25 protein-coding genes are annotated in these 23,984 nt (G+C 71.3%); 15 read left to right on the forward strand and 10 right to left on the reverse strand.

The features are described 5' to 3' along the window. Positions 1–72: 72 nt before the first annotated feature. Complete coding sequence (locus Pme01_RS25780; RefSeq protein WP_168115770.1) at positions 73–1,254, reverse strand: ROK family transcriptional regulator; 1,182 nt, start codon at positions 1,252–1,254, stop codon at positions 73–75. 67 nt (positions 1,255–1,321) lie between these two features. On the opposite strand from Pme01_RS25780, the gene xylA reads away from it, so the two are divergent. Together xylA and Pme01_RS25790 are read left to right on the forward strand one after the other, a co-directional pair. After that, positions 1,322–2,521 carry a xylose isomerase gene (gene xylA, locus Pme01_RS25785; RefSeq protein WP_168115771.1) on the forward strand — a complete coding sequence of 400 codons (1,200 nt, stop codon included), beginning with the start codon at positions 1,322–1,324 and terminating at the stop codon, positions 2,519–2,521. 122 nt (positions 2,522–2,643) lie between these two features. After that, entirely contained in the window at positions 2,644–3,855 is a 1,212-nt protein-coding gene (locus Pme01_RS25790; RefSeq protein ID WP_168115772.1) for a cytochrome P450, read from the forward strand. Positions 3,856–3,902: 47 nt separating this feature from the next. Here Pme01_RS25790 and Pme01_RS25795 read toward each other — a convergent pair whose 3' ends face one another. After that, entirely contained in the window at positions 3,903–4,178 is a 276-nt protein-coding gene (locus Pme01_RS25795; protein WP_168115773.1) for a hypothetical protein, read from the reverse strand. A 538-nt stretch (positions 4,179–4,716) separates the two neighbouring features. On the opposite strand from Pme01_RS25795, the gene Pme01_RS25800 reads away from it, so the two are divergent. Next, positions 4,717–5,361, forward strand: a complete 645-nt coding sequence (locus tag Pme01_RS25800) for a DUF4304 domain-containing protein (protein ID WP_168115774.1) — start codon at positions 4,717–4,719, stop codon at positions 5,359–5,361. Positions 5,362–5,440: 79 nt separating this feature from the next. Here the strand turns inward: Pme01_RS25800 and Pme01_RS25805 are convergent, their stop codons facing one another. The 3 genes from Pme01_RS25805 to Pme01_RS25815 are packed head-to-tail and all read right to left on the reverse strand — an operon-like array spanning position 5,441 to position 8,241. Continuing rightward, entirely contained in the window at positions 5,441–6,496 is a 1,056-nt protein-coding gene (locus Pme01_RS25805; protein WP_203935863.1) for an ABC transporter substrate-binding protein, read from the reverse strand. A gap of 22 nt (positions 6,497–6,518) precedes the next feature. Next, entirely contained in the window at positions 6,519–7,430 is a 912-nt protein-coding gene (locus Pme01_RS25810; protein WP_239088464.1) for an ABC transporter permease, read from the reverse strand. Further along, complete coding sequence (locus Pme01_RS25815; protein WP_168115775.1) at positions 7,420–8,241, reverse strand: ABC transporter ATP-binding protein; 822 nt, start codon at positions 8,239–8,241, stop codon at positions 7,420–7,422. Before Pme01_RS25815 ends, Pme01_RS25810 begins: the two co-directional genes overlap by 11 nt. Positions 8,242–8,422: 181 nt before the next feature. On the opposite strand from Pme01_RS25815, the gene Pme01_RS25820 reads away from it, so the two are divergent. After that, positions 8,423–10,042: a sensor histidine kinase gene (locus tag Pme01_RS25820; RefSeq protein ID WP_203935864.1), complete on the forward strand. Its 1,620-nt coding sequence runs from the start codon at positions 8,423–8,425 to the stop codon at positions 10,040–10,042. Beyond that, positions 10,039–10,695 (forward strand): response regulator, encoded by a 657-nt coding sequence (locus tag Pme01_RS25825; protein WP_168115776.1) that lies wholly within the window; start codon positions 10,039–10,041, stop codon positions 10,693–10,695. The genes Pme01_RS25820 and Pme01_RS25825 overlap by 4 nt, the downstream gene beginning before the upstream one ends. Before the next feature lie 23 nt (positions 10,696–10,718). On the opposite strand, the gene Pme01_RS25830 is transcribed toward Pme01_RS25825, so the two are convergent. The 5 genes from Pme01_RS25830 to Pme01_RS25850 form a co-directional block, all read right to left on the reverse strand. Next, positions 10,719–11,000 (reverse strand): DUF6295 family protein, encoded by a 282-nt coding sequence (locus tag Pme01_RS25830; protein ID WP_168115777.1) that lies wholly within the window; start codon positions 10,998–11,000, stop codon positions 10,719–10,721. A gap of 15 nt (positions 11,001–11,015) precedes the next feature. Then, positions 11,016–11,795, reverse strand: a complete 780-nt coding sequence (locus Pme01_RS25835; protein WP_168115778.1) for a dienelactone hydrolase family protein — start codon at positions 11,793–11,795, stop codon at positions 11,016–11,018. Between the two features lie 43 nt (positions 11,796–11,838). Then, on the reverse strand, positions 11,839–13,071 hold the full coding sequence (locus Pme01_RS25840) for a glycoside hydrolase family 5 protein (RefSeq protein WP_168115779.1): 1,233 nt from the start codon (positions 13,069–13,071) through the stop codon (positions 11,839–11,841). Between the two features lie 104 nt (positions 13,072–13,175). Continuing rightward, positions 13,176–13,490 carry an MTH1187 family thiamine-binding protein gene (locus tag Pme01_RS25845; RefSeq protein WP_168115780.1) on the reverse strand — a complete coding sequence of 105 codons (315 nt, stop codon included), beginning with the start codon at positions 13,488–13,490 and terminating at the stop codon, positions 13,176–13,178. 51 nt (positions 13,491–13,541) lie between these two features. Further along, the gene (locus Pme01_RS25850) at positions 13,542–13,826 is read right to left on the reverse strand and encodes a cupin domain-containing protein (RefSeq protein WP_239088465.1); all 285 of its coding nucleotides are present in this window, start codon (positions 13,824–13,826) and stop codon (positions 13,542–13,544) included. A gap of 254 nt (positions 13,827–14,080) precedes the next feature. Here Pme01_RS25850 and Pme01_RS25855 point away from each other — a divergent pair, with 254 nt between their 5' ends. From Pme01_RS25855 to Pme01_RS25900, 10 genes are all read left to right on the forward strand, one after another. After that, a complete protein-coding gene (locus tag Pme01_RS25855) occupies positions 14,081–15,679 on the forward strand; it encodes a carboxylesterase/lipase family protein (protein ID WP_168115782.1) in 1,599 nt (532 codons plus the stop codon). Positions 15,680–15,764: 85 nt separating this feature from the next. After that, positions 15,765–16,949, forward strand: a complete 1,185-nt coding sequence (locus Pme01_RS25860; protein ID WP_168115783.1) for a M20 metallopeptidase family protein — start codon at positions 15,765–15,767, stop codon at positions 16,947–16,949. Positions 16,950–17,334: 385 nt separating this feature from the next. Further along, the gene (locus tag Pme01_RS25865; RefSeq protein ID WP_168115784.1) at positions 17,335–17,961 is read left to right on the forward strand and encodes a GOLPH3/VPS74 family protein; all 627 of its coding nucleotides are present in this window, start codon (positions 17,335–17,337) and stop codon (positions 17,959–17,961) included. Positions 17,962–18,074: 113 nt separating this feature from the next. After that, entirely contained in the window at positions 18,075–19,586 is a 1,512-nt protein-coding gene (locus Pme01_RS25870) for an APC family permease (RefSeq protein ID WP_168115785.1), read from the forward strand. Beyond that, the gene (locus Pme01_RS25875; RefSeq protein WP_168115786.1) at positions 19,586–20,203 is read left to right on the forward strand and encodes a GNAT family N-acetyltransferase; all 618 of its coding nucleotides are present in this window, start codon (positions 19,586–19,588) and stop codon (positions 20,201–20,203) included. Before Pme01_RS25870 ends, Pme01_RS25875 begins: the two co-directional genes overlap by 1 nt. Positions 20,204–20,301: 98 nt before the next feature. Then, positions 20,302–21,060 carry a pentapeptide repeat-containing protein gene (locus Pme01_RS25880; RefSeq protein ID WP_168115787.1) on the forward strand — a complete coding sequence of 253 codons (759 nt, stop codon included), beginning with the start codon at positions 20,302–20,304 and terminating at the stop codon, positions 21,058–21,060. Positions 21,061–21,121: 61 nt separating this feature from the next. Continuing rightward, on the forward strand, positions 21,122–21,904 hold the full coding sequence (yaaA, locus tag Pme01_RS25885) for a peroxide stress protein YaaA (protein ID WP_168115788.1): 783 nt from the start codon (positions 21,122–21,124) through the stop codon (positions 21,902–21,904). Between the two features lie 159 nt (positions 21,905–22,063). Continuing rightward, positions 22,064–22,237 carry a Flp family type IVb pilin gene (locus Pme01_RS25890; RefSeq protein WP_168115789.1) on the forward strand — a complete coding sequence of 58 codons (174 nt, stop codon included), beginning with the start codon at positions 22,064–22,066 and terminating at the stop codon, positions 22,235–22,237. Then, positions 22,234–22,716, forward strand: a complete 483-nt coding sequence (locus tag Pme01_RS25895; RefSeq protein ID WP_203935865.1) for a TadE/TadG family type IV pilus assembly protein — start codon at positions 22,234–22,236, stop codon at positions 22,714–22,716. The genes Pme01_RS25890 and Pme01_RS25895 overlap by 4 nt, the downstream gene beginning before the upstream one ends. Next, positions 22,704–23,846 (forward strand): pilus assembly protein TadG-related protein, encoded by a 1,143-nt coding sequence (locus Pme01_RS25900; RefSeq protein WP_168115790.1) that lies wholly within the window; start codon positions 22,704–22,706, stop codon positions 23,844–23,846. Before Pme01_RS25895 ends, Pme01_RS25900 begins: the two co-directional genes overlap by 13 nt. Positions 23,847–23,984: the final 138 nt, after the last annotated feature.

Below are 23,984 nucleotides of genomic sequence, written 5' to 3' on the forward strand. Positions count from 1 at the left end.
GGGTCATCCGCGGTCATGAAAACGCCACGACCCCGGCATACGTGGCTCAACGGGCGGCGCCGGGCTGCGGGTTCAGTGGACGGCGCCCGCCCAGGCGGCCGGCGCGGTCCGGATGTCGCGTACCACCGCACCCGCCGCCCCGATGACCGTCGCGGCCGGGCCCAGGGCGCAGGCGCGTACCTCGACCGGTGACCAGCGCGCGGTGAGCACCCGGCTGCGCAGCTCACGCTCCACATCCGAGTGCAGCCACCCGGCGAGGGCGGCGAAGGTGCCGCCCAGGACGACGGCGTCGACGTCGAGCAGGTTGACCACGCCGGCGGCGGCGATGCCCAGCGCCGTGCCCGCTGCGCGCAGAGCGTCGCGTACGGTCGGGTCGCCGGCCTCGGCCAGGTCGACCAGTCGCCCCAGCGCCACGGGCTCCCGGCCACCGTCCAGGCCCGCGGCCCGCATGATCGCCTCCTGTCCGGCGTACCGCTCCAGGCAGCCGCGCGCACCGCACCGGCACACCGGGCCGTCCGGTGTGACCGTGACGTGGCCGATCTCGCCGCTCCAGCCGTGGGCGCCGCGGAACAGGGTGCCGTCGAGCACCAGGCCGGCGCCGACCCCGACCTCGCCGGAGATGTACAGGAAGCTGGCCGACGGCGCTGCGGCCAGTTCGCCGAGCGCGCCCAGGTTGGCCTCGTTGTCGACGCTGACCGGCAGGCCCGGCCAGTGCTCGGCCGCCGCCAGCGGGCCCGCCACGTCGACGTCGCGCCAGCCGAGGTTCGGCGCCACCCGTACCAGGCCGTCGCCGTCCACCAGGCCGGGTACGGCGAGCCGGGCGGCCGCCACGGTGAGGTCGACGCCGCCGACGGTCTCGGCGGCCAGTCGGGCCACGTCGGCCAGTACGGCGGAGGGCTGCCGGTCACGCTGGTCGACCCGGTGCACGACGTGGTGGCGGACCGCGCCGGTCAGGTCGACGACGGCCGCGGCCAGGTAGTCCACATTGATCTCCAGCCCCAGCCCGGCCGGCCCGCCGGCTGACAGGACCAGACCGGTGGCCGGGCGACCGGCTCCGGCGCGTGGTGCGGGCTCGACCTCGGCGACCAGGTCGGCGCGCAGCAGGTCCTCGACGAGGCTGGACACCGTGGCGCGGGTCAGGCCGGTCGCGGCCGCGACCTCGGCGCGCGAGACGGGCGCCGAGGTGGCCACGTGCCGCAGCACCAGGGCGAGGTTGTGCTGCCAGAGGCTGCGCTGGCGTACCGGTCCGTCCACGGGCCTTGACGGTAGTGCCGCGCATCAATAAGTTCAATGGATAAACAAAAGATCACAGGGAGACGCCATGACCGCGAGCCCCAGCAGTGCCCGTCCAAGCAAGGAAGACAAGTTCTCGTTCGGCCTGTGGACCGTCGGTTGGCAGGCGCGGGACCCGTTCGGCGACGCGACCCGGCCGGCGCTGGACCCGGTCGAGTCGGTGCACCGGCTCGCCGAGCTCGGCGCGTACGGGCTCACCTTCCACGACGACGACCTGATCCCGTTCGGGAGCGACGACGCGGCGCGGGACAAGCAGATCGCCCGCTTCTCCGAGGCCCTCGCGGAGACCGGCCTGGTCGTCCCCATGGTCACCACCAACCTGTTCACCCACCCGGTCTTCAAGGACGGCGCGTTCACCAGCAACGACCGCGACATCCGCCGGTACGCGCTGCGCAAGGTCATGCGCAACCTCGACCTGGCCGCCCAGCTCGGCGCGGAGACGTACGTGTTCTGGGGCGGCCGGGAGGGCGCCGAGTCCGACGCCGCCAAGGACATCCGCGCCGCGCTCGACCGGTACCGCGAGGGGATCGACCTGCTCGCGCAGTACGTCGTCGACCGCGGGTACGGCATCCGGTTCGCGATCGAGCCCAAGCCCAACGAGCCGCGCGGCGACATCCTGCTGCCCACGGTCGGCCACGCGCTCGCCTTCATCTCGGAGCTGGAACACTCCGAGATGGTGGGCGTGAACCCGGAGGTCGGCCACGAGCAGATGGCCGGGCTGAACTTCGCCGCCGGCATCGCCCAGGCGCTGTGGCAGGGCAAGCTGTTCCACATCGACCTCAACGGGCAGCGCGGCATCAAGTTCGACCAGGACCTCGTCTTCGGCCACGGCGACCTGCTCAACGCGTTCTTCCTGGTCGACCTGCTGGAGAACGGCCCCGACGGCGGCCCGGCGTACACCGGCCCCCGGCACTTCGACTACAAGCCCGCCCGTACCGAGGACATCACCGGCGTGTGGGCCTCGGCGGCCGCCAACATGCGCACGTACCTGCTGCTCAAGGAGCGCGCGGCGGCGTTCCGGGCCGATCCCGACGTGCAGGCCGCGCTGACCGCGAGCCGGGTGGGTGAGCTGTCGAAGCCCACCCTGGCAGAGGGGGAGTCCTACGCCGACCTGCTGGCCGACCGCAGCGCGTACGAGGAGTTCGACGCCGACGCCGCCGGGGCCCGCGGGCTCGGGGCGGTACACCTGACCCAACTCGCGGTGGAGCACCTACTAGGCGCCCGTTGAGTGAGCGCCCGCTGAGGCTGCGGTACCGGGCGACCGGTGGCGGTGTCGGGCGATGCCCGACACCGCCCTCCTTCGCGGGTAGCGTGGAAGGATCCGCACTGTCGTCACCAGGGGGCGTCGACATGGCAGGGACCGTCACCGACTTTCCGCTGTTCCCGTTCAGCGACTCCGACCGCGCTGCCTTCGACCCGCCGGACTACCACGGGCGGACGGAAGCGCCGGTCAGCCGGGTGGTGCTGCCCACCGGCGGCTGGGCCTGGCTGGTCACCCGCCTGGCAGACGTACGCGAGGTGCTGCGGCATCCGGGGTTCAGCGCGGACATCTCCCGGCCCGGCTTCCCGCTGCTGCGGCCGCTGCCGCCGGCGCGCGACCGGGACCGGGCCGGTTTCTTCATCCGGATGGACGAGCCCGAGCACGGACGGTACCGCCGGATGCTCACGCCCGAGTTCATGCTCAAGAGCGTCCGGCGGCTGGAGCCGCTGATCGGGCGGACCGTCGACGGGTTCCTGGACGACATGATCGGGTACGGGCCACCGGCCGACCTGGTCGCGCGTTTCGCCCTGCCGGTCCCTTCGATGGTGATCTGCCACCTGCTCGGCGTGCCGTACGACGACCACGCCTTCTTCCAGAGCCGGACCCGGGTGCTGCTCAGCAGCGGCAGCACGGTGGAGCAGGCCCAGGCGGCCGCCGACGACCTGCGCGACTACCTGAGCCGGCTGGTGGCGGCCAAGCGCCGCGACGGCGGTGACGATGTGCTCGGGCGGCTGGCCGCCGGGCGGACGCGCGGCGGCCCGCTCGACCACGACGAGATCGTCGGCATGGCGCTGCTGCTGCTCGTCGCGGGCCACGAGACCACCGCGAACATGATCGGTCTCAGTACCCTCGTGCTGCTGCACCACCCCGGGCAGTTCGCCGCCCTCGCCGACGACCCCGACCGGGCCCCGGCGCTGGTGGAAGAGCTGCTGCGGTACCTGACGATCGTACGCACCGGGCTGCCCCGGCTGGCCGTCGCCGACATCGAGATCGGCGGCCAGCACATCCGGGCCGGGGAGGGCGTGATCGCGCTGCTGTCGGCGGCCAACCGCGACGAGGAGGCCTTCACCGAGCCCGACCGGTTCGACGCCGACCGCGACGCCCAGCAGCACATCGCGTTCGGGTACGGGGCGCACCAGTGCATCGGCCAGCCGCTGGCCCGTACCGAACTGCGCATCGCGCTGGTCGCGCTGGCGCAGCGGCTGCCCACCCTGCGGCTGGCGGTACCGGAGGAGGAGGTCGCCGTGCGGCGCGACTCGTTCATCCACGGTCTGCAACGGTTGCCGGTGACCTGGAACTGATCCGAGCGCCGGCCCGGCCGTGCCGACCGGTGAGCAGTACCCGGCCGTTATGAAGCAGCCCCCAACTCCCTGAACACGTACTCGGTCCCCGCCGGAATCCAGATGAGCGCTCGCGCGAACATGAGCGCTGCCTCCACCTCGGCCTCGCTGAAGCCGTTGAGTAGCGCGCACTGGTCGTTCACGTCGTCGTCGACAATCCAGGTGGTGTCGTCCACCCGCCACACCACAATGGGCGGATCGTCGGGCGCGCGCGTAATGGTCCACTGCCAGACCTTGCCGCTCGGATTGCGGCCGTAGGTGAACCATCCGTAATTCCCGCTCATACTGCTGCTCCTTACCGACAGCCACCCACCGAGCGCGGCGAGACGGTGGCACCCGGATATGCGTCGGACCCGGCGACCACGCCAAGACCCGAGCCACGGCAGCCTGCACATCCGCGCTCCGGTGCGCGACGGGAACCGCCACGGCATCCACCCGGCAGGCTTCCATACCGGACGCCCACAAAACCGTACCGACCCGTCACGAAAAGGAGCAGGGGCGCGACGCATGTCTTGCATGACCTGTGCCTTGCCGGTGCTGACGAGCTGCGCGGCGGTCGGGTCGGTCGGGCATCGGATCTTGGTCGATCGGTTCGACGTATCGGCAGCCTGCCGTGATCGAGGTGCCGCGCGAGGTGGTCACGCGGCCCGAGATGCGGCGGGCGCTGAGGTCCGGAGACTGGTCGACCGCCCTCCAGGTGGTCGCCCGGGAGACCGCGTACCGGGATTGAACCCGGGCATACGAGAACCTCCTGATCGTGGAAACCTCGTGCAGCCAGAACGACGCGGACTTTCCGCGATTACGGAAGGGGGCGGGATCGGCATGGGAGCACGAAACGCCTTCCACGCCATGCTCGACAAGCGGATCGATCCGGTACTGCGCAGCGCCGGGTTCAGAAGGTCCTCCGGTACCTGGCGCCTGACGGCCGCCCACGGCGACATCGCGGTGGTCAACGTCCAGAAGTCGCAGTGGACCTCCACCGATGAGGTGCCCTTCTTCGTCAACCTGGCGGTCCTGCCGGCGGCCTGGTGGGAGTACTGTTCCCAGATCTTCCTGCAAGGCTGCCGCGTGGCCCCGTTGGAGAGTGACGGGCTGCTACGCCGCCGGCTCGACCCGCCCGAGGATCGTCCCACGCCGGTACGGGGCGGCTGGCAGGTCCACGACGCCACCTCTGCCGGTGCCTGCGGCCTCGTGCTGAGCGAGCAGCTCGACCGGGTGGCCATCCCCGAACTGAGGGCGATGTTGGACCGTGACCACCTGTTCGAGTTCATCCGCTCCGGCGCCGAGGGCTGGTGGGTGACCGGGAAGCCACAGCTCGCGATGGCCTATGTCATCGTCGACCGGGGCCTGCGCGCTCAGCTGGGGGAGATTCTCGACGCGTTCGACAGCGCGCCGAACAGCTCGTACGACGTAGCGCAGTCGGCGTGGCTGCGCCGTCGGGCGTCCCTATTGTCCAGAAACGGCTGAGACCACGAACGGCTGATCGAGCGCGATCTTGGACAGTTGTGCCACCCATAGGTCGCACAACTGTCCAAGATCGAGGAGATCAGGCGGCCGGCGCCTTGCTCACGAACTGCGTCGTGTACGTCTTCGACAGGTCGATCGTGTCCTTCTTGCCCTGCACGTTCGGCGAGAACTGGCTGAGCACCTCGAGGACGTTCTTCGCGCCTTCGGGCTTCATCACGCCGTCGCCGTTGAACATGCCAATCGTGTCGTGGACCGCCTTGACGTACAGGTCCTTGCCGCCGGCGGCGTAGTCGGCCGGCATCTTCGCGGCGATCTCCTCGGCGCTGTGTCCCTTGATCCAGCGCAGCGTCTTGACGAACGCGTTCGCCAGCTTCTGGACCACCTGCGGATGAGCCTTCACCCAGGCGCAGTCCATGTACAGCGAGCTGGCCGGGTACAGGCCGCCGAGCGCCGCCTTCGTGCCCTCCTCGGTACGCATGTCGAGCATGACCTGCGCCTTGCCGGTGCTGACGAGCTGCGCGGCGGTCGGGTCGGTCGTCATGCCGGCGTCGATGCCGCCGTTGGTGATCGCGGCGATGAACGTCTGTCCGGCACCGGCCTTGACGGTGGTGTAGTCGGACTTGCCCAGGCCGCCCTTGGTCGCCAGGTACTGGGTGAGGAAGTCGGTCGACGAGCCGGGGCTGGTGACGCCCAGCTTGCGGCCCTTGAAGTCGGCCGGGCTCTTGATCTCCTGCGCCTTGTCGGTGGCGACCATCTCGACCTCGCCGGGCACGTCGGCGAACTGGACGACGCTCTCGATGCACTTGCCCTTGGTCTGCAGGTCGATGGTGTGGTCGTAGAACCCGACGACGCCCTGGACGTCGCCGGAGATGAGGACGTTCTCGGCGATCGCGCCGGCCGGCTCGGTCAGCAGTTGGACGTCGAGGCCCTCGGCCTTGAAGTAGCCGAGCTGCTCGGTGAGCTTGGCCGGCAGGTAGATGACCTTGTCGATACCGCCGACCATGATTTTGGCCTGGGTCGTGGTGTCGGCGGCGCCGCTCCTGTCGGCGCTGGGGGCCGTGCCGCGACACGCGGTGAGACCGACGGCGGTGGTCAGGGCGAGGGCGGCGGCCAGTGCGGTACGCGTTCTTCTCATGGGGGTGTCCTTTCGTGACGGTTCAGATCTGCGCTTCGGCGCCGGCCACCGGCGGCCGCCAGCGCAGGAGCCGGTTCTCCAGGCCGCCGAGCAGCCACTCGGCCAGCAGCGCGATGACGGTGGTGATGATCATTCCGGCGTAGATGCCGGCGGCGTCGAAAGAGCCTTGTGCGGTGGCGATGAGCAGGCCCAGGCCCCTGTCGGCGCCGGTGTACTCGCCGACGACCGCGCCGATGAGCGCGAAGCCGAACGCCGCGTGCAGCGACGCGAGGATCCACGAGGTCGCGCTGGGTACGACGATCGAGGTGAGCACCTGGGTGCGGCTCGCGCCGAGGATCCGGGCGTTGTTGATCAGGTTGCGGTCGACCTCGCGGGCGCCCTGGAAGGCGTTGAAGAAGACCGCGAAGAACACCAGGACCAGCGCCGTGGCGATCTTCGATGACATGCCCAGCCCGAACCAGATCACGAACAGCGACGCGAGCACGATGCGCGGTACCGCGTTGGCGGCCTTGATGAACGGCGCGCACACGTCCGACAGGAACCGGCTGCGGCCGAGCAGGATGCCCAGCACGACGCCGAGGATCGCACCCAGGACGAAGCCGATCACCGCCTCTTCGAGGGTGGCCGCGATCTGCGTCCAGATCGAGCCCTGGGCGGTCCCCTTGGTGAACCAGTCGACCAGCCGGTGCCAGATCGCCGACGGCTTGGAGTAGTAGAACGGGTCGATCCAGTACGTGGCCGACACTTCCCAGCTGACCAGCCAGGCGACGATCGCGGCCACCCGTACCGTCCAGACCACGGCGCGCCGGCGCCGGCTGGCGGTGCCGGCCGCGGCGATCGCGGCGGCGTTGTCGAGATCGGACGGGGTACGCAGCGCGGTCATCTGAGCGGCCGCCGCCATCGCGGCGCCCGCGTCGGGAGCGTCATGCGACACGACGGCCTCCCTCCGCCTTGACCGCCTGCTCGCGGGAGCGGGCGACCTCTTCGCGCAGCGAGTCCCACACCTCGCGGTAGATGTCGAGGAACTCGGCCGTCAGCCTGACCTCCTCGACGTCGCGGGGCCGGGCCAGCGGTACGTCGAAGGAGGCCTTGACGGTGGCCGGGGCGGCGGTCATCACGACGACCCGGTCGGCGAGCGCGATCGCCTCTTCCAGGTCGTGGGTGACGAAGATGACCGCGGCGCCGCTACCGGCCCACAGCCGCAGCAGCTCGTCCTGCATCAGACCGCGGGTCTGCACGTCGAGCGCGCTGAACGGCTCGTCCATCAGCAGGATCTCCGGCTCGTTGACCAGCGTCTGGGCCAGCGCGACGCGCTTGCGCATGCCGCCGGAGAGCTGGTGCGGGTAGTACCCCTCGAACCCGCCGAGGCCGACCCGCTCGACCCAGCCGCGGGCCAGCTCCCGGGCCTGCGCCTTGGGCGTACCCCGCCAGCGGGGGCCGGCGGCGACGTTGTCGAGTACCGAGCGCCAGGGCTGGATCGCGTCCTGCTGGAACATGTACCCGACGCCGGCGGGGATGCCGCGCACCGGCTCGCCGCGGACCAGGACCTCACCGGCGGAGGCCGGTTCCAGTCCCGACACCAGCGACAGCGTGGTCGACTTGCCGCAGCCGGTCGGCCCGACTACCGCGACGAACTCGCCGGGTCTCACGTCCATCGTCAGGTCGTGCACGGCGGTGTGCACGCCGCTGGCGCCCCGGAAGCGCTTCGTCGCTCCCCGTAGGCGGATCACGGGGTCGTCGGTCATCGCCCGTTTCCTCCGTCCAATGTGTCCAATTCATTACCGTCTGGTTAAGGCGATGACCGTAGGCTGCGGATCGACGCTGGTGAACCCTTGTGGAGCTTGCTCACCCAACTCGCGTTAACGCCGTTTTGCTCGTTTTGCTCGCGGCGCTGGGCCCCGCAGGGTGGGGCAGTATCGTCCGGACATGGCAGCGCCCCGGATCCCCTTCGCCCGCCAGGTCCTGCTGCTGCAGATCGGCGTGGTCGCGCTGGTCGTCGGGGTGGGGTTCGCGCTGGTCGGCTGGCTGCTCGACGACGAACTGGTCAAGCAGTACCAGCAGCGCGCCCTGGTGGTGGCCCGCAGCGTCGCCGCCGACCCCGGCATCGGCGACGAGGCGGCCCGCGACGACCCGAACGGCGTCGTGGCCGCCCGGGCCGACGCCGTCCACAACGAGACCCACGCGCTGTACGTCGTCGTCACCAACCGCGACGGAATCCGGCTGTCCCATCCGAACGCGGAGCTCATCGGTCAGCGGGTGAGTACCGACGCGTCCGAAGCGTTGGCCGGTCACGACGTCCTCACCGTCCAGCAGGGCACCCTCGGCTGGTCCAGCCGGGCCAAGGTGCCGTTGCGCAACAGCGCCGGCGCGATCGTCGGCGAGGTCAGCGTCGGCTTCAGGATCGAGGACATCCGGGCGCACCTGTGGTACCTGCTCGGCCTGGCGGCCCCGTACGCGGTGGGCGCCCTGCTGCTCGGCGCCGCCGGGTCGGCCCTGCTCACCCGCCGCCTCAAACGCCAGACCCTCGGGCTCGAACCGCACGAACTCGCCGAACTGGTCCAGGAGCGGGAGGCCGTCCTGCACGGGATCGGCGAGGGCGTCCTCGCCGTCGACAGCGCCGGCCGGGTCTCGGTCTGCAACGACGAGGCGCGGCGGCTGCTGGGGATCGAGGTGGTGCCCGGCACGCCGGTGGCAGACCTGGAGCTGCCGTCCCGGGTACGGGCGGCGTTCGACGGCGCCGGGCCGGCCGACAACCTCATCACCGTCGCCGGCGACCGGGTACTGGTCGTGGGCCGCCGCCCGGTCGACCGCGACGGCCGCAGCCTCGGGCTCGTCCTGACCCTGCGCGACCGCACCGACCTGGAGACCCTCACCCGCGAGCTGGACTCGGTCCGTAACCTCACCGACGCGCTGCGCGCCCAGCGTCACGAGTTCGCCAACCGGCTGCACACCATCGCCGGCCTGTTGCAGACCAACCATCACGCCGAGGCGGTGGAGTACCTGCACGCGCTGTCCGGTCCGGGCATCGCGGTCGGGCCCGGTGCCGAGTCGCTCACCGACCCGTACCTCCAGGCCTTCCTCGCGGCCAAGACCACCGAGGCGCGCGAGAAGGACGTGACGCTGCGGCTGGGCCACGACACCTGGGTACAGGGCCGCGTGGTCAAGCCGGTCGAGGTCACGACCGTGCTGGGCAACCTGGTCGACAACGCTCTCGAAGCCGCCCGGCTCGGCGCGCGCCGCCCCGCCTGGGTGGAGGTCGACCTGCTCGCCGACGGCGACACCCTGCACGTCTCGGTCGCCGACTCCGGCGACGGGGTACCCGAACGGCTGCGGAACACCATTTTCACCGAGGGGGTGAGCAGCCGGGACGGCGCCGGTCGCGGATTGGGGCTGGCCCTGGCCCGCAGCGCCGCCCGCGGCGGCGGGGGAGACGTGCGGCTGGCCGACCCCGGCGGTACCGATCCCGGGGCCACGGATCCTGCCGACACCGCGGACGGCGCCGTCTTCACCGCTCAGATGCCCGGCGTGCTGGAGGTACGTCCATGATTCAGGTACTGATCGTCGAGGACGACTTCCGGGTGGCGCAGATCCACCGGGCGTTCACCGAGCGGGTCTCCGGCTTCCGGGTGGTCGGCACGGCGCGTACCGGTCAGGAGGCGCGCGACCTGGTCGGGGCCGAGCGCCCCGACCTGCTGCTGCTCGACACGTACCTGCCCGACGAGTCCGGGCTCGACCTGCTGCGCGACCTCGACACTGACGCGATCATGCTGACCGCCGCGTCCGACGCGGTGTCGGTGCGCACCGCGTTCACCCGGGGTGCGCTCAACTACCTGGTCAAGCCGTTCACCGCCGAGCAGCTGACCGACCGGCTCACCGCATACCGGCATTACCGCTCGCAGCTGGCGCGCGACCGTGGCCTGGCGCAGGACGACATCGACCGGGCCCTGCGCGTGCTGCACGACGGCGACCACCCGGTCGCTCGGAAGGGCCAGTCGGCGGTGACGTTCCGGCTGGTGGCGGACGCACTGCGGGAAGCGGGCGAACCACGGTCGGCCGCCGACATCGCCGCCCGGCTCGGCATCGCCCGTGCCACCGCCCAGCGGTACCTCGCCGCACTGGCGCAGGCCGGCTCGGCCCGGATGAACCTGCGGTACGGGATGAGCGGCCGGCCGGAGCACCTGTACACGTGGTCCGATTAGGACCCTCCGGCCGGCCCGGTCCGTTACCGGTGCTGGCCGGCGCTGGCCAGGCCGGGAGGCGCGCTGGCGAGCGCCGCCCGGATCGCGTCGATCAACGCCAGCGCCGACTCCTCGGTCAGCTCGACCGCCACCCGCGCCGCCGGGCCGGCAGCCGGATTGATGAAGTCGATGTTGAGGGTGTGCTCCTGCGGAGCGTGTACCGGGTGGTCGACGTACACGGTGGCGTGGCTGAGCGGGAACCAACCCTGCGGTCCCTTGCCGCTGCTGCCGTCGACCTCGATCTTCTCGGTGACGTAGGTGCACATGGTCGCTCGCTCCCCTCAGGCGCTCAGGTTGCGGCCGAAGAAGTCGAAGACCCGGTTCCAGCCGTCGACGGCGGCCTGCGGCCGGTAGCTCGGCCGGTCGACGGCGAAGAACGCGTGCCCGGCGTCGTCGTACGTGTGGAACTCGTGCTCCTTGCCGAGCCTGGTGAGGATCTCATCGAGCTCGGCGACCTGCTCCGGCGACGGGTACCTGTCCTCGGCCCCGAACAGGCCCAGCAGCGGGCAGGACAGCCGGTCGGCGATGTCGACCAGCGGCGTGACCGCGAGCGGGAAGCCCTCGGGCGGGTCGCCGACCACGAACGCGCCGTAGCAGTCCACAGCGGCGTCGAGCTGCAGGTTGCACGCGGCCAGGAAGGCGTGGCGGCCACCGGAGCAGTACCCGATCACGCCGACCTTGCCGTTGGAAGCAGCCGAGCCGTCGGACGAGGTCAGCGAGCGCAGGTACGCGGCCGCTCCGGCCACGTCGCCGACCAGGCGCTCGTCGGGTACGCCGCCGGCGGCCCGGGCTGCCGCGGCCGCGTCGTCGGGGCTGGCGCCCGGCGCCTCGCGGGTGTACAGGTTCGGGCAGATCGCCAGGTATCCATGGGCGGCGAACTTGCGGGTGATCTCCTTTGTCGCCTCGTCGTAGCCGGGCATATGGTGGATCACCACCACGCCGCCGCGCGGCTCGGAGTCGAGCGGCCGGGCGAGGTAGGCCTCCAGTTCGTCCCCGCCGTGGCCGGTGAAGGCGACGGTCTCGGCCAGCATCGCGTCGTACGGTCCGGTGCGTGTATCCATGAGGTGAGATCCTACTTAGCCCGCGTCAACGAATCGGCGCGCACTAGCGGGGCCCGAACACCCAGACGCCGTCCGGGGTCGTCCGCTGGAGGGCGGCGGCGCGGTGGGTGCCGTCCCGGGACAGCAGGGCCGCGGCCAGCGGCGGGGTGGTCGGGCTGACGCCGACAGCGCCGGGGGAGGTCGGCCAGGCCGGGAAGGCGCGGGCCGCGGTCGCCTGCGACATCGACCACGGCCACAGGTCCGACCACCTCCACCGCTTCCTGGACGTACCGTCGTCCGTACCGCCGTCCGTGCCGCCGAAGATCGTCGCCTCCCGCGCGTTCGCCCGCAGCCCGTTGACGCCGGTCAGGAACCTGACCCCCCAGGGGGTACGGCGGGTGGGGTTGAAGTTGCGCACCATGTCGAGGTAGGCCGCCTCGGTGTTGCCGCTCCACGACCAGCCCAGAAACCCGAGCCGGTACTGCTGGGCGTACGCCATGACGGCGTCGTCGGCGGGTTTGCCGTACGGGTGGTTGTCCGAGAACTCGCCGACCACGAGCGGCAGCCGCCGGTCGACGAACGAGCGCATGTACGCGCGTACCCTCGCGGCGGTGTTGAACACCCCGTACATGTGTACGTCGAAGACGAGGTTGCCGGTCGGGTCCGCGGCCAGCACCTTCGCCGCGTTGTCCCGCATGGTGAAGGACTGGTCCTGACCCCAGTCCGGCGCGTCGACCATGAGCGTGTGCTGGAAGCCGGCGGCGCGCAGCCGCCGGACCGCCTTGATCGTGTCCTCGGTCCAGGTCCTGTAGTGGTTGTAGCCGAACGGCTCGTCGGCGATGTTGAGGATGACGTAGTTCTCCTGCCCGACGAGCGCGTCGCGGACGCTGATCCAGTACTCGACGGCCTGGTCCATCGTGGCGGCCCCCGTCTGCTGGCCGGACCCCATCGTGTCGTGCGCGTCGACGACGCAGATGAGCCGGTTCTGTTTGCACAGCGCGATGACGCCGACGATGTCGGCGGCGGTGTTGGCCGGTTTCCAGCGTTGCCCGATGGCCAGCGACAGCCGTACCGTGTTCGCTCCGGCCGCCTTGATGGCCGCGAACGAGCCGTTCTGGTGCGAGTACCAGGTGTACGCGTGGTTGATGCCGCGCAGGACCAGCTCGCGACCGTTGGCCTCGACGAGCCGGCCGTTCTTGACCCGCATTCCGGCCGCTGCGTGCGCGGGCGGCGCGACGACGAGACTGGCGATGAGCGCGAGGAGGAGGGCGCCCACCGCCGGCAATCCTCTTCTCATGATCACCTCGGGCTGGAGTGTCACGGGGCGAACCTGCCCCGGCAGCTACCCGGAGGCGGAAACGTTACCCGCGTACGGCTTTCGCCGCCCCACGGCCCGGCGTGCTATTCGACGTCCGGGGCGCCGAGGTAGCGCTCCACGGACTCCACCTTGCCGGTCATCGCGTCGGTCACAGCCGGCCGCCAGTCCACCTTCACCACCGTGCTCACCCGCGGCGCATGGCGGGCGACCGCCTCCACCGCGCGCTTCACCACGTCCATCACCTCGTCCCAGCTGTCGCCCTCGACCAGGGTGAACATCGCGTCGGTGCGGTTGGCCAGGCCGGATTCCCGGACAACCCGTACCGCCTCGGCCACGATCTCGCCGACGTTCTCCCCGACGCCCAGCGGGGTGACGGAGAACGCGACCAGAACCGACATGAGCCTTCCCTTCTCACCCGAGGACGCCGGGCGGGACTCGGTGAGCCATGACTAGACGTGACGACGCTCGGCCGTCAGCTCACTCGGGGTGTCACCAGTGTTCACGGTCTCGCTCGGTTCGATCAGAAGGACCTCGGCTCCGTCGGCGGACACGGGCTGGTGGGGCACACCGCGAGGTACCACATACAGCTGTCCGGGACCCAGCATGACATCGCCGGCCTCCATCCGGATGGTCAACGATCCGCGCAGGACGAGGAAGAACTCGTCGGTCTCCGGGTGGCTGTGCCGGGTGAACTCCCCCGTGGTCTTGACCACCCGGACGTCGTAGTCGTTCAACACGGCAATCGTACGAGGCGCCCATGGCTCGTCGAAGCTCGAGAGGGCATCGGCGAGGTCGACTGCATCGTTCATACCCTGATCATGCTGAGGCGATCCCACCCACGCAACGGCCGACTGATACACCGGTATTTCAGCCCCCGCCTCGACGCATCGACAACTATGATGCGGTGAGGCGGGGGCCGGGTCGCGGTTGTATCGGCCCCGGCGCACACCGGCACAGCTCCGCACCGCACGCAGCCTTGGAGAAACCGATGCCGCGACCGCGACTGGCCCTGATCGGCGCCCTGCTGGGTGCCCTGGTCACCCCGCTCAGCCTGAGCACGCCGGCGATCGCCGCCGCCGACCGGTCGGTGGTGGTCACCGACAAGGGCGCGGTACGGGGCAGCGTCACCGACGCTGGCCGCGCGTTCCACCGCATCCCGTTCGCCGCGCCCCCGGTCGGGGAGCTGCGCTGGCGGGCGCCCCGGCCGGCCGCGCCGTGGACGGGGGCGCGCGACGCGACCGTACCCGGTCCGGAGTGCGCCCAGGCCGGGTCCCCGGAGCTGCACCAGCCTCGGGTGACCAACGAGGACTGCCTGTACCTCAACGTGTACACCCCTGCCAGCAGGCTCCCGGACCGCCCGGTGATGGTCTGGTTCCACGGCGGCGGCTTCACGGCCGGCTCGGCGAACCCGTACGACGGGTCGGCCCTGGCCAGCCGAGGCGTCGTGGTGGTGACCGTCAACTACCGGCTCGGCGCGTTCGGCTTCCTCGCCCACCCGGCGCTGTCCGGAGAGGACCGGCGGCTGGGCTCGGGCAACTACGGCACGCTCGACCAGCAGGCCGCGCTGCGCTGGGTACGGGCGAACGCGGCGGCCTTCGGCGGTGACCCGCGCCGGGTCACGATCTTCGGCGAGTCCGCCGGCGGGGTCAGCGTCTGCGCGCACCTCGCCTCGCCGCTGACCGGCGGGCTGTTCTCCCGCGCGATCGTGCAGAGCGGACCCTGCAACCTGCTGCCCCGTACGCTGCCCGACGCCGAGGCGGCCGGTGAGCGGTTCGCCACGGCGACCGGTTGCCAGGGCCGGCCGGACGTACCGGCCTGCCTACGCACCCGCCCGGCGGGCGCCGTCCTCGACGCGACGGGCGACTCCGAGACCTGGGCGCCCACCACCGGGACCCCGGTACTGCCGGTCGATCCCGCAAGCGCGATCGCGTCCGGGGCGTACCACCGGGTGCCCACCATGGCCGGTTCCAACCTGGACGAGGGCACCATCTTCGCCGCGCTCACGGAGGCCGGGGGAGTCCCGCTCAACGCCGCGACCTACCCGGCCGTCCTGACGGGGCTGTACGGCGCCGACGCGCCGCGGGTCCAGGCCCGGTACCCGGGCTCGGCGTACGGTGAGGACTACCGGCTGGCGCTGGGCGCCGTCCTCACCGACTCCCTGTTCGCCTGCCCGACGTGGGATCTCAACCGGTCCCTGGCGCGGTCCACGCGCACGTACGGCTACGAGTTCGCCGACCGCACCGCGCCCAACCTGTACGGCGTCACGCCCGGCTTCCCGCTCGGGGCCTACCACGCCGCCGAGCTTCCGTACCTGTTCCGGTTCCAGGGGCTGCCGCTCGACCCGGCCCAGCTGCGCCTGTCCGACCAGATGCTGTCGTACTGGACCCGCTTCGCCGCGGGTGGTGACCCCAACGGCGGGCCCGCGCCGCGCTGGCAGCCGTTCCGCCCCGCCCATCCGACCGTGCTGACCTTGGATCTCGGGCGGCGCGTGAACGGGTACGACTTCGACGCCCGCCACCAGTGCGCCTTCTGGGCCACCGTGTCCTCGGGCACCATGGGCGCCGCGAACATCCGATCGCTGGCCTGAGCGGTCGCCAGGCGATAACGCTCCCGGCCGCTGGTGCCCGGGGCGTAGTCTGGCGGGCCGGTGACCAGTTTCGGTGAGGAGATCCATGGGCCTGCGAGAGGACGCGAAGGAGCTTCAGGACGAGCTCGCGGTACTGCGGCGTGAGCTGCACCAGATTCCGGAGATCGGCCTGGACCTGCCGCGTACCCAGGAAATGGTCCTCGCGGCCCTGGAGCCCCTGCCGCTGGAGGTGAGCACCGGCGCCAGCCTGTCCTCGGTCACCGCCGTGCTGCGCGGTGCCCGGCCGGGGCCGGTGGTGCTGCTGCGCGGTGACATGGACGCGCTGCCGGTCACCGAACGTACAGGCGTGCCGTTCACCTCGCGCCACGAGGGCGTCATGCACGCCTGCGGTCACGACCTGCACACGGCCGGACTGGTCGGCGCGGCCCGGCTGCTGGCGGGCCGCCGTGACGAGTTGGCCGGCGACGTGGTCTTCATGTTCCAACCCGGCGAGGAGGGCATGGACGGTGCCGGCCACATGATCGCCGAGGGCGTGCTCTCGGCCGCCGGTCGCCCGGTCGACGCGGCGTACGGGCTGCACGTACTCTCCTCGCAGTTCGCCCGGGGCGTGTTCGCGTCCCGTCCCGGCCCGCTGATGGCCGCCTCCGCCGGGCTGTTCGTCCGGGTGGTCGGCGCCGGCGGGCACGGTTCGAAGCCGCAGTCCACGCTCGACCCGATCCCGGTGGCGTGCGAGATGGTCAGCGCCCTGCAGACGATGGTGACCCGGCGGTTCGACGTGTTCGACCCCGTCGTGCTCACCGTCGGCCAGTTCCACGCCGGTACCAAACGCAACATCATCCCCGACGACGCGACGTTCGAGGCGACCGTCCGGACGTTCACGCCGTCCACCAGCGAGCAGGTACGCGAGCACGCCATCCAGCTCTGCCAGAGCATCGCGGCCGCCCACGGCCTGCAGGTCGAGGTGCGGTACGAGACCGAGTACCCGGCGACGGTCAACCACGCGGCCGAGCACGAATTCGTCGCCGACACCGTGCGGGAGGTGTTCGGGGAGGAGCGGTTCGAGGAGATGGCCTTCCCGATGACCGGCTCGGAGGACTTCTCCCGGGTGCTGGACCGGGTTCCCGGGGCGTACCTGTTCCTCGGCGCCTGCGTCACCGACGACCCGGACGCCGCGCCGTCGAACCACTCGCCGCTCGCGGCCTTCGACGACAGCGTGCTCTCCGACGGCTCCGCCCTGCTCGCCGAGCTGGCGCTGCGCCGGCTCCGGTAGGTGCTCAGGGCTCCGGTACGCCGCGGTCGGGAGAGTGCCGGCCGCGGCGTCGCCGTACCCATCCATAGTGGAGCAGTTTCCGTCCGGCAGAAGGTTTACCAAGGACGGCGTCCGAGGGCGACAATGCCATTCTTCGCGAGCTACCTGGACGGGGTTGCGTCGAGGTAATAGCCCCGTGCATGATCTCCGCTCGGAGCGTCGAGATTATTCACGCCCAACCGACTGCGTCACGAACCCCGGGCCACGGATGGGATGGGAAAGTGCGTCAGACGCATGCGCAATTGAGATCTATTGATCACGATTCGCCTTTCCGTCTTCCGGACGGTGCGACGGCGTGGCGGCAACGGTAGTCAGCGGCATCAACCTGAAGTAGGAGAGCTTCCGGATGCTGCTCGCTGACGACTTCTTCCTACTCGCCCACGACGAACGCGACGCGAGGCCGCGGCTGTCACCCAGAGCCGTCGAGTTGGGCCTCGCCGGCGCGATGCTCGGTGAGTTGGTGCTCGAGCGGCGCGTGACGGTCGAGGGGGCGCTGCTGTCGGTGGTCCGGTGGGACCCGCCGGCGGATGCCCTCGCGCACACCACCCTCGCCACGGTGACCTCCGAGCCGGAGCACCGTGAGGTACGCACCTGGCTCAGCTATCTGGGGCGGACCGCGGTCGAGTCGGTCGGACAGCGACTGGTCCGCGCCGGCGTGATGCGGCAGACCCAGAGCAGGCGGTTGCTGAAGACGGTGAACCGGTACCTGGTGAACGATCTGAACCTGCCGGCGGCGCGGGTCCTGCGGCTGCGGCGGGTGCTCACGGGTGCGGAACCGATGTACGTCGCCGACGCCACGGTCATCGGGCTGGCCGCGGCGACCGGACTGACCAGGCACGTGCTGTGGGACGGCGCCCCGGCGAGCGTCAAGCAGGTGCACGCCGCGGTCAGGTCGCTGCCGCCGCCGTTCCGGGACCTCGTGGCAACCGTGGAGGAGGCCGTCGGCGATGCCGTACTGGCGCAGCGCCTCTAGAACAGCACCGCCTCTGGAACAGCACCGCCTCTGGAACAGCACCGCCTCTGGAACAGCACCGCCTCTGGAACAGCGAGAACCGAGCGTCGGACCCCCGTACCCCTGGAGGAACCATGTCCGCGACATCATCCGTGCGACCGAGCGCGGTGTCCCAGGCACTAGCCCGTGACAGGCTGGGCGTGCTGTCCGTCATCATGTTCGCCTTGACCGCAGCCGCGCCGCTCATGGTGGTCGGCGCGCTGGTCACCACGGCGTGGGGCGCCATCGGCGTCACGGGCTTCCCCCTCGGCTTCGTGCTGATGGCGGCCGTCCTGGCCCTGTTCAGCTTCGGCTACGTCGCGATGTCGCGGCAGTTGACCAACGCCGGCGCCTTCTACAGCTACATCGCGCAGGGGCTGGGCAAGCCGTTCGGCGTCGCCGGGTCGTTCGTCGCGCTGCTGGCGTACAACATGATGCAGGTCGGCCTGTACGGCGTCTTCGGTGCGGCGCTGTCGGACCTGCTGAAGGCGAAGTTCGACCTGGGCGTCGAGTGGTGGGTCCTCGCGCTGGCGCTGTGGCTGTTCGTGGCGATCATGGGACTGCTGCGCGTCGAGGTCAACAGCCGCGTCCTCGCGGTCCTGCTCGCCGCCGAGATCGTCGTCGTGGTCGTCTTCGACGTCGTGTTCCTGGCGAACCCGAACGGCGGGTCGATCACTGTGGACACCTTCACGCCGAGCAGTCTGAGCGGGCCGGCGGTCGGCGCGGTCCTGGTCACCTGCATCACCGCCTTCGTCGGTTTCGAGGCGGCGCCGGTCTTCTCCGAGGAGGCCAAGCGCGCGGGGACAACGGTGGCCGCGGCCACCTTCCTGGGCCTGGCTGTCATGACCGTGCTCTACGCCCTCACCTCCTGGGCGGCGTCGGTGACGATCGGGCCGGCCAACCTGGTGGACGCCGCGAAGCAGCAGGGCCCAGACCTGATCTTCAACACCGCCGCGGGGCACCTCAACAGTGCCTGGATCGTCGACGTCGCCCACGCCCTGCTGCTGACCAGCATCGCGGCCGGCGCGCTGAGCTACCACAACACCGTGACGCGCTACACCTTCGCGCTCGGCCGGGAACGGGTACTGCCGGCGGTCTTCGGCCGTACCCGGGCGCGCTCCGGGGCGCCGCAGGCCGCCTCGCTGGCCCAGAGCGTCGTCGGCCTGGTCGTCATCGTGGCCTACGCGGTCGCCGGCTGGGATCCGCTGGTGCGGCTGTTCTTCTGGATGGGTACCACGGGCGGCCTGGGCATCCTGTTCCTGATCACGGCCACCTCGCTCGCGGTGGTCTGCTACTTCGGCCGCGACCGCCGCGGTGAGAACCCGTGGACCTGGCTGCTCTCACCGGTCCTCGCGCTGCTGGGCCTCGGTTACGTGATCTACCAGGCGCTGGCCAACTACGCCAACCTGCTCGGTGTCGAGCCGACGTCCGGGCTGCGCTGGCAACTGCCGCTGGCGTACGGCGTCGTCGCGGTCGCGGGTCTGCTCTGGGCGCTCGCCATGAGGGCGTCCAGGCCGCATGCGTACCGGGTGGTCGGCCTGGGCGCCAAGGCCGCCGGGGTGCTGGCCGGGACCGACCACGGTTCTCGTGAGGCGGTGAGCCGCTGATGGCCGTGACGACGATCCGCCGCGCCCGCCCGGGCGAGGCGAAGGCGCTCGCACAGGTGATCGCCGACGCCTTCCACGACCTCGCGGTCTGCCGCTGGATGGTGCCCGATCCGGCCGAGCGCAGGCGGGTGCTGCCACCGGACTTCCAGATCTTCGTCGAGCACGGCATCGAGCACGGCACGGTGCACACCACCGACCGGCTGGACGCGGTGGCGGTGTGGTTCTCCGACGCCCCGGAGGGCGTGCCGGACATCCCCGACTACGACGCCCGGGTCGCTGCGGCCTGCGACCCGTACACCGAGCGGTTCCGGCTCCTCGACGAGGCGATGCACCGGGCCCACCCGACCGGCCGGTCGCACGAGCATCTCGCGCTGCTCGCGGTCGCCCCCGCCGGTCAGGGCGCCGGACTCGGCACCGCGCTGCTCGACGCGCGCCACGCCTACCTGGACCGGGAGGGGATCCCGGCCTACCTGGAGGCGAGCAGCCTGCGCAGCCGCGACCTGTACCTGAGAAACGGGTACGTCGACCTGGGCGAACCGTTCGCGGTACCGGGCGGCCCGGACCCGGCCATGTGGCCGCTGTGGCGCGACCCGGCCCAGCCCGCTAAGCGGGCTTAGCGGACTGGGCCGGCCCAGCCGGCCTGACCCGTCGGGAGAAGGGGCACCCTCCGGGATGAAGGTGCCCCGAACCGGCCGGGGCGCGCCACAATCGTCTTGTGCCCTCGGTACGCGCGGGATCCGTGTCCGCCTCGGTGCGCGCGAGGCTCGGGCCCGTCTCGGCCCGCGCGAGGAAGGCGTCGTGGTCCGTCCAGCGCGTGCCGGTGCGCTGGCGGGTGGCGTACTTCGTCGGGGTCGCGATCCTGCTGGTCTTTCTCGCCAGCCGCAGCCTCACCAGCGGTAGCCCTTCCGACCACGGCCGCAGCTGCCCGCACGCCACGGACCTGTCGGGGCGGGCGGTGGCCGGGGTCGACCTGAGCCAGCAGCAGTTGCCGTGCCTCAATCTCGAGCGCTCGACGCTGAGCGGTTCCATCCAGGAATCCGACCTGAGCCGGGCGAACCTCCACCGTGCCCAGCTACAGACGCTCTGGCTCAACCACGTCAACCTGTCGGGCTCCGACCTGACCGACGCGGTCGGCGAGTCGGCCAACCTGACCGGGGTCAAGCTGGAGGGTGCCGACCTGCGCCGGGCGAACCTGAGGGGCGCTCGCCTGGAGGACGTGGGCCTGCAACGGTCCAAGCTGGGAGCGGCGAACCTGCGCGCGGCGGGCTTCACCCGGTCCGACCTGGGCGGCGCCGACGTCCGCGGCGCCGAACTGGCCGGCGCGTCGTTCTACGACTCCAACCTGCGCGGGGCCAGGCTGGACAGGGCGAAGCTCAAGAGCGTCGTGTGGAGCAACGTCGTCTGCCCGGACGGCACCAAGTCGACCGCGGACGAGCAGGGGACCTGCGACCGGCACCTCACCCCGGCGCGCTGAGCGCCGTCCTCGACTCGGGCGTCCGTACCCTGAGCGGACGCTGGAGAGAGGGGTCGTACCGGTGCTCATCCTGTTGCCGCCGTCGGAGGGCAAAGCCACGCCCGGGTCGGGGAGCCCGCTGGACCCGGGTGCGCTGTCCCTGCCCGACCTGACGCCCGTGCGCGAACGCGTGCTGGAGTCGCTGGTGGCGCTGTGCGCCGGGGGTGACGACGAGCACGCCCGCCAGGTCCTCGGGCTGAGCGTCGGCCAGGCCGGCGAGGTCGGGCGCAACGCCCGGCTGCGCGAGGCCGCCGCGGCGCCGGCCGGGGAGATCTACACCGGCGTCCTGTACGACGCGCTGGACCTGGCCGCGCTGAGCCCGAGCGGGTACGACCTGCTGGAGCGCTCGGTCCTGGTCTTCTCCGGGCTTTGGGGCGCGGTGCGGCTCAGCGACCGGATCCCGCCGTACCGGTGCTCCATCGGGGTGAAGCTGCCGGAGGTGGGCCCGCTGGGCACGTACTGGCGGCGCGCCATGGCGGCGGAGCTTACGGCGGCCGCCGGTGACCGGCTCGTGCTCGACCTGCGCTCGGGCGCGTACGCCGCGATGTGGACGCCGCGGGGTGGCACGGCCGAGCGGGCCGTCACGGTCCGGGTCATCCACGAGCGGGTGGTGGACGGGGTCGCCAAGCGTTCCGTGGTGAGCCACTTCAACAAGGCCACCAAGGGTCGGCTGGTGCGGGACCTCGCCGTGGCCGGCGCCGAGCCGGCAAGCCCGGCCGAGTTGCTGACGGCGCTGCGCGACCTCAAGTACACCGTGGAGGAGCGCGGGCCCGGACAGCTGGACGTGGTCGTCGCCGAGCTGTGACCCACGCACGGTGCGCCTCGGGTGTCGGTCGGTCGGGGGACGTGTCAGCCGGCTGGCGGAGCGAAACGCACCCTACCTGCCTACGGCGTGACCCCTACCACTAACGCATTGTGGTTACAGGGCCACCGAGCGTGGCGAACCGATGACCCGGAGGTCTTGATGAACAAGCTTATGACCAAGGCGCTGGCGGTACGGGCCACCCGCGACGAGGGTGCGACGGCCGTCGAGTACGGCCTGATGGTCGCCCTGATCGCGGTCGCCATCATCACCATGGTGGCCCTCGTCGGCACGAACCTGTCCGGCCTGTTCGAGAAGATCGCCGGCAAGCTGTGACGCGTACGGGCGGGCCGGTCGTCGCGCGCCGCGCGGTGGCCGGCCCTGCCCGTACCCACCAGACGGAGCACGACCGGGCAGGCCGGCACCCTGCCCACCGCGACCGGGGTGCCGCGGCCGTGGAGATGGCGCTGGTCCTACCCCTGCTGCTGTTCGTCGTGTTCGGCGTCATCGACTTCGGTCGGATGCTCAACACGCAGATCACTCTCACCGAGGCCGCCCGGGAGGGTGCCCGCGCCGTCGCGCTCCATCAGAGCGCCGACGCCCGGGTACAGGCCGCCACGACGAACCTCCGCGGGGTCACCCACACCGACGTCGCCTGCCCGGCGACCGGTTCGGCCTCGGCCGACGCGGTCGTGACCACCAGGGTTCAGTTCACCTTCGCCACGCCGCTCGCCGCCCTCGCCCCGATGTTCGGCGGCGCCGTCGGCAGCTCCGTGACGCTCACCGGGAAGGGGATCATGCCGTGCGTCGGCTGAGCGCCGCCTTCCGGTCCCACGTCTCCCGGCTGTGCGGGGCCGGACTCCGCGATCCCCGCTCCCGCGACCGGGGGAACGTGGCCGTCCTGGTCGCCGTCGTCCTGAGCGGCGGCGTGCTGCTGGGTGCGGGCGCGATCGCGATCGACGTCGGCCAGTTCTACGCCGAGCGCGAGCAGTTGCAGAGCGGGGCCGACGCGGCGGCGATGGCGGTCGCGCAGAACTGTGTGCGCAACCCGTCAGCCTGCGGCGACCAGGCCGTCGCCGCGTCGGCGTACGCCAACGGCAACGCCAAGGACGGCGTCAGTGCGGTGACCGCCGTTTGTGGGCGGGCCAACGGGCTGCCCGTCTGCCCGCCACCGGTGGGCACCCGGGCCGACTGCATGGGCGGCCCGCCGACCGCGGGCAACTACGCCGAGGTGCGGACCGCGACCCAGCAGGCCGACGGGTCGACCCTGCTGCCGCCCACGTTCGCCCGGGCGCTGCCGGGCCACGAGGGGTACCAGGGCAAGCGCCTCGCCGCGTGTGCCCGGGTCGCGTGGGGGCCGCCGCTCAACGCGACCGGCCTCGCCGTCACGGTCTCGACCTGCGAGTGGAACGAGATGACCGGTGGCGCGCCGACCTACTGGCGCCCCGGTACGGTGCCGCCGACCAGCGCCGAGGGGGTCATCTACCTGCACGACCCGAAGGACGGCAGCACCTGTCCGGCCGGGCCGTCCGGCTGGGACGCTCCCGGCGGCTTCGGCTGGCTCGACGAAACCGGCGGCGACTGCGCCGCCACGGTCTCGGCGTCGGGCAGCTACGGCGGAAACACCGGCGTCTCCGCCTCGAAGACGTGCAAGGTGGTGCTCCAGGATCTTCACACCACGCACCGCCCGGTGCTCATCCCCATCTACGACGGGATCAAGGGCAACGGTTCGAATACGACCTACCACCTGTCGGGGTTCTCGTCGTTCGTGCTGACCGGTTACGCCCTGCCCGGCACGTCCGAGCCCTCCTGGTTGACCGGCCGCACCCTGTGCAGCGGCTCGGAGAAGTGCCTGTACGGCTACTTCACCACGGCCATCCTGCCGGACGTCGGCAGCTTCGGAACGGTCAACTACGGCACCAACATCCTCAAGCTCGTGGGCTGAGCAACCCGCTGGAGGGCCGACCCGCTATCCGGACAATCTTGACGTTTGCATACAGCCGACCCGTTGCCCGCCGATGAGGTAACCGTGGACCGCGCTCAGCCGGCCACCCACGACATGACCACGAAGGGAGGGAGCGGC

Origin of the sequence: Planosporangium mesophilum (genome assembly GCF_016863255.1) — a bacterium.
Taxonomy (GTDB): Bacteria; Actinomycetota; Actinomycetes; order Mycobacteriales; family Micromonosporaceae; genus Planosporangium; species Planosporangium mesophilum.

Excerpts from the sequence above, each read along its gene's own strand:
- xylA (WP_168115771.1), top strand. The coding sequence starts at position 1,322 with ATGACCGCGAGCCCCAGCAGTGCCCGTCCAAGCAAGGAAGACAAGTTC.
- Pme01_RS25790 (WP_168115772.1), top strand. The coding sequence starts at position 2,644 with ATGGCAGGGACCGTCACCGACTTTCCGCTGTTCCCGTTCAGCGACTCC.
- Pme01_RS25795 (WP_168115773.1), bottom strand. The coding sequence starts at position 4,178 with ATGAGCGGGAATTACGGATGGTTCACCTACGGCCGCAATCCGAGCGGC.
- Pme01_RS25800 (WP_168115774.1), top strand. The coding sequence starts at position 4,717 with ATGGGAGCACGAAACGCCTTCCACGCCATGCTCGACAAGCGGATCGAT.
- Pme01_RS25805 (WP_203935863.1), bottom strand. The coding sequence starts at position 6,496 with ATGAGAAGAACGCGTACCGCACTGGCCGCCGCCCTCGCCCTGACCACC.
- Pme01_RS25815 (WP_168115775.1), bottom strand. The coding sequence starts at position 8,241 with ATGACCGACGACCCCGTGATCCGCCTACGGGGAGCGACGAAGCGCTTC.
- Pme01_RS25820 (WP_203935864.1), top strand. The coding sequence starts at position 8,423 with ATGGCAGCGCCCCGGATCCCCTTCGCCCGCCAGGTCCTGCTGCTGCAG.
- Pme01_RS25825 (WP_168115776.1), top strand. The coding sequence starts at position 10,039 with ATGATTCAGGTACTGATCGTCGAGGACGACTTCCGGGTGGCGCAGATC.
- Pme01_RS25830 (WP_168115777.1), bottom strand. The coding sequence starts at position 11,000 with ATGTGCACCTACGTCACCGAGAAGATCGAGGTCGACGGCAGCAGCGGC.
- Pme01_RS25835 (WP_168115778.1), bottom strand. The coding sequence starts at position 11,795 with ATGGATACACGCACCGGACCGTACGACGCGATGCTGGCCGAGACCGTC.
- Pme01_RS25840 (WP_168115779.1), bottom strand. The coding sequence starts at position 13,071 with ATGAGAAGAGGATTGCCGGCGGTGGGCGCCCTCCTCCTCGCGCTCATC.
- Pme01_RS25845 (WP_168115780.1), bottom strand. The coding sequence starts at position 13,490 with ATGTCGGTTCTGGTCGCGTTCTCCGTCACCCCGCTGGGCGTCGGGGAG.
- Pme01_RS25855 (WP_168115782.1), top strand. The coding sequence starts at position 14,081 with ATGCCGCGACCGCGACTGGCCCTGATCGGCGCCCTGCTGGGTGCCCTG.
- Pme01_RS25860 (WP_168115783.1), top strand. The coding sequence starts at position 15,765 with ATGGGCCTGCGAGAGGACGCGAAGGAGCTTCAGGACGAGCTCGCGGTA.
- Pme01_RS25865 (WP_168115784.1), top strand. The coding sequence starts at position 17,335 with ATGCTGCTCGCTGACGACTTCTTCCTACTCGCCCACGACGAACGCGAC.
- Pme01_RS25870 (WP_168115785.1), top strand. The coding sequence starts at position 18,075 with ATGTCCGCGACATCATCCGTGCGACCGAGCGCGGTGTCCCAGGCACTA.
- Pme01_RS25875 (WP_168115786.1), top strand. The coding sequence starts at position 19,586 with ATGGCCGTGACGACGATCCGCCGCGCCCGCCCGGGCGAGGCGAAGGCG.
- Pme01_RS25890 (WP_168115789.1), top strand. The coding sequence starts at position 22,064 with ATGAACAAGCTTATGACCAAGGCGCTGGCGGTACGGGCCACCCGCGAC.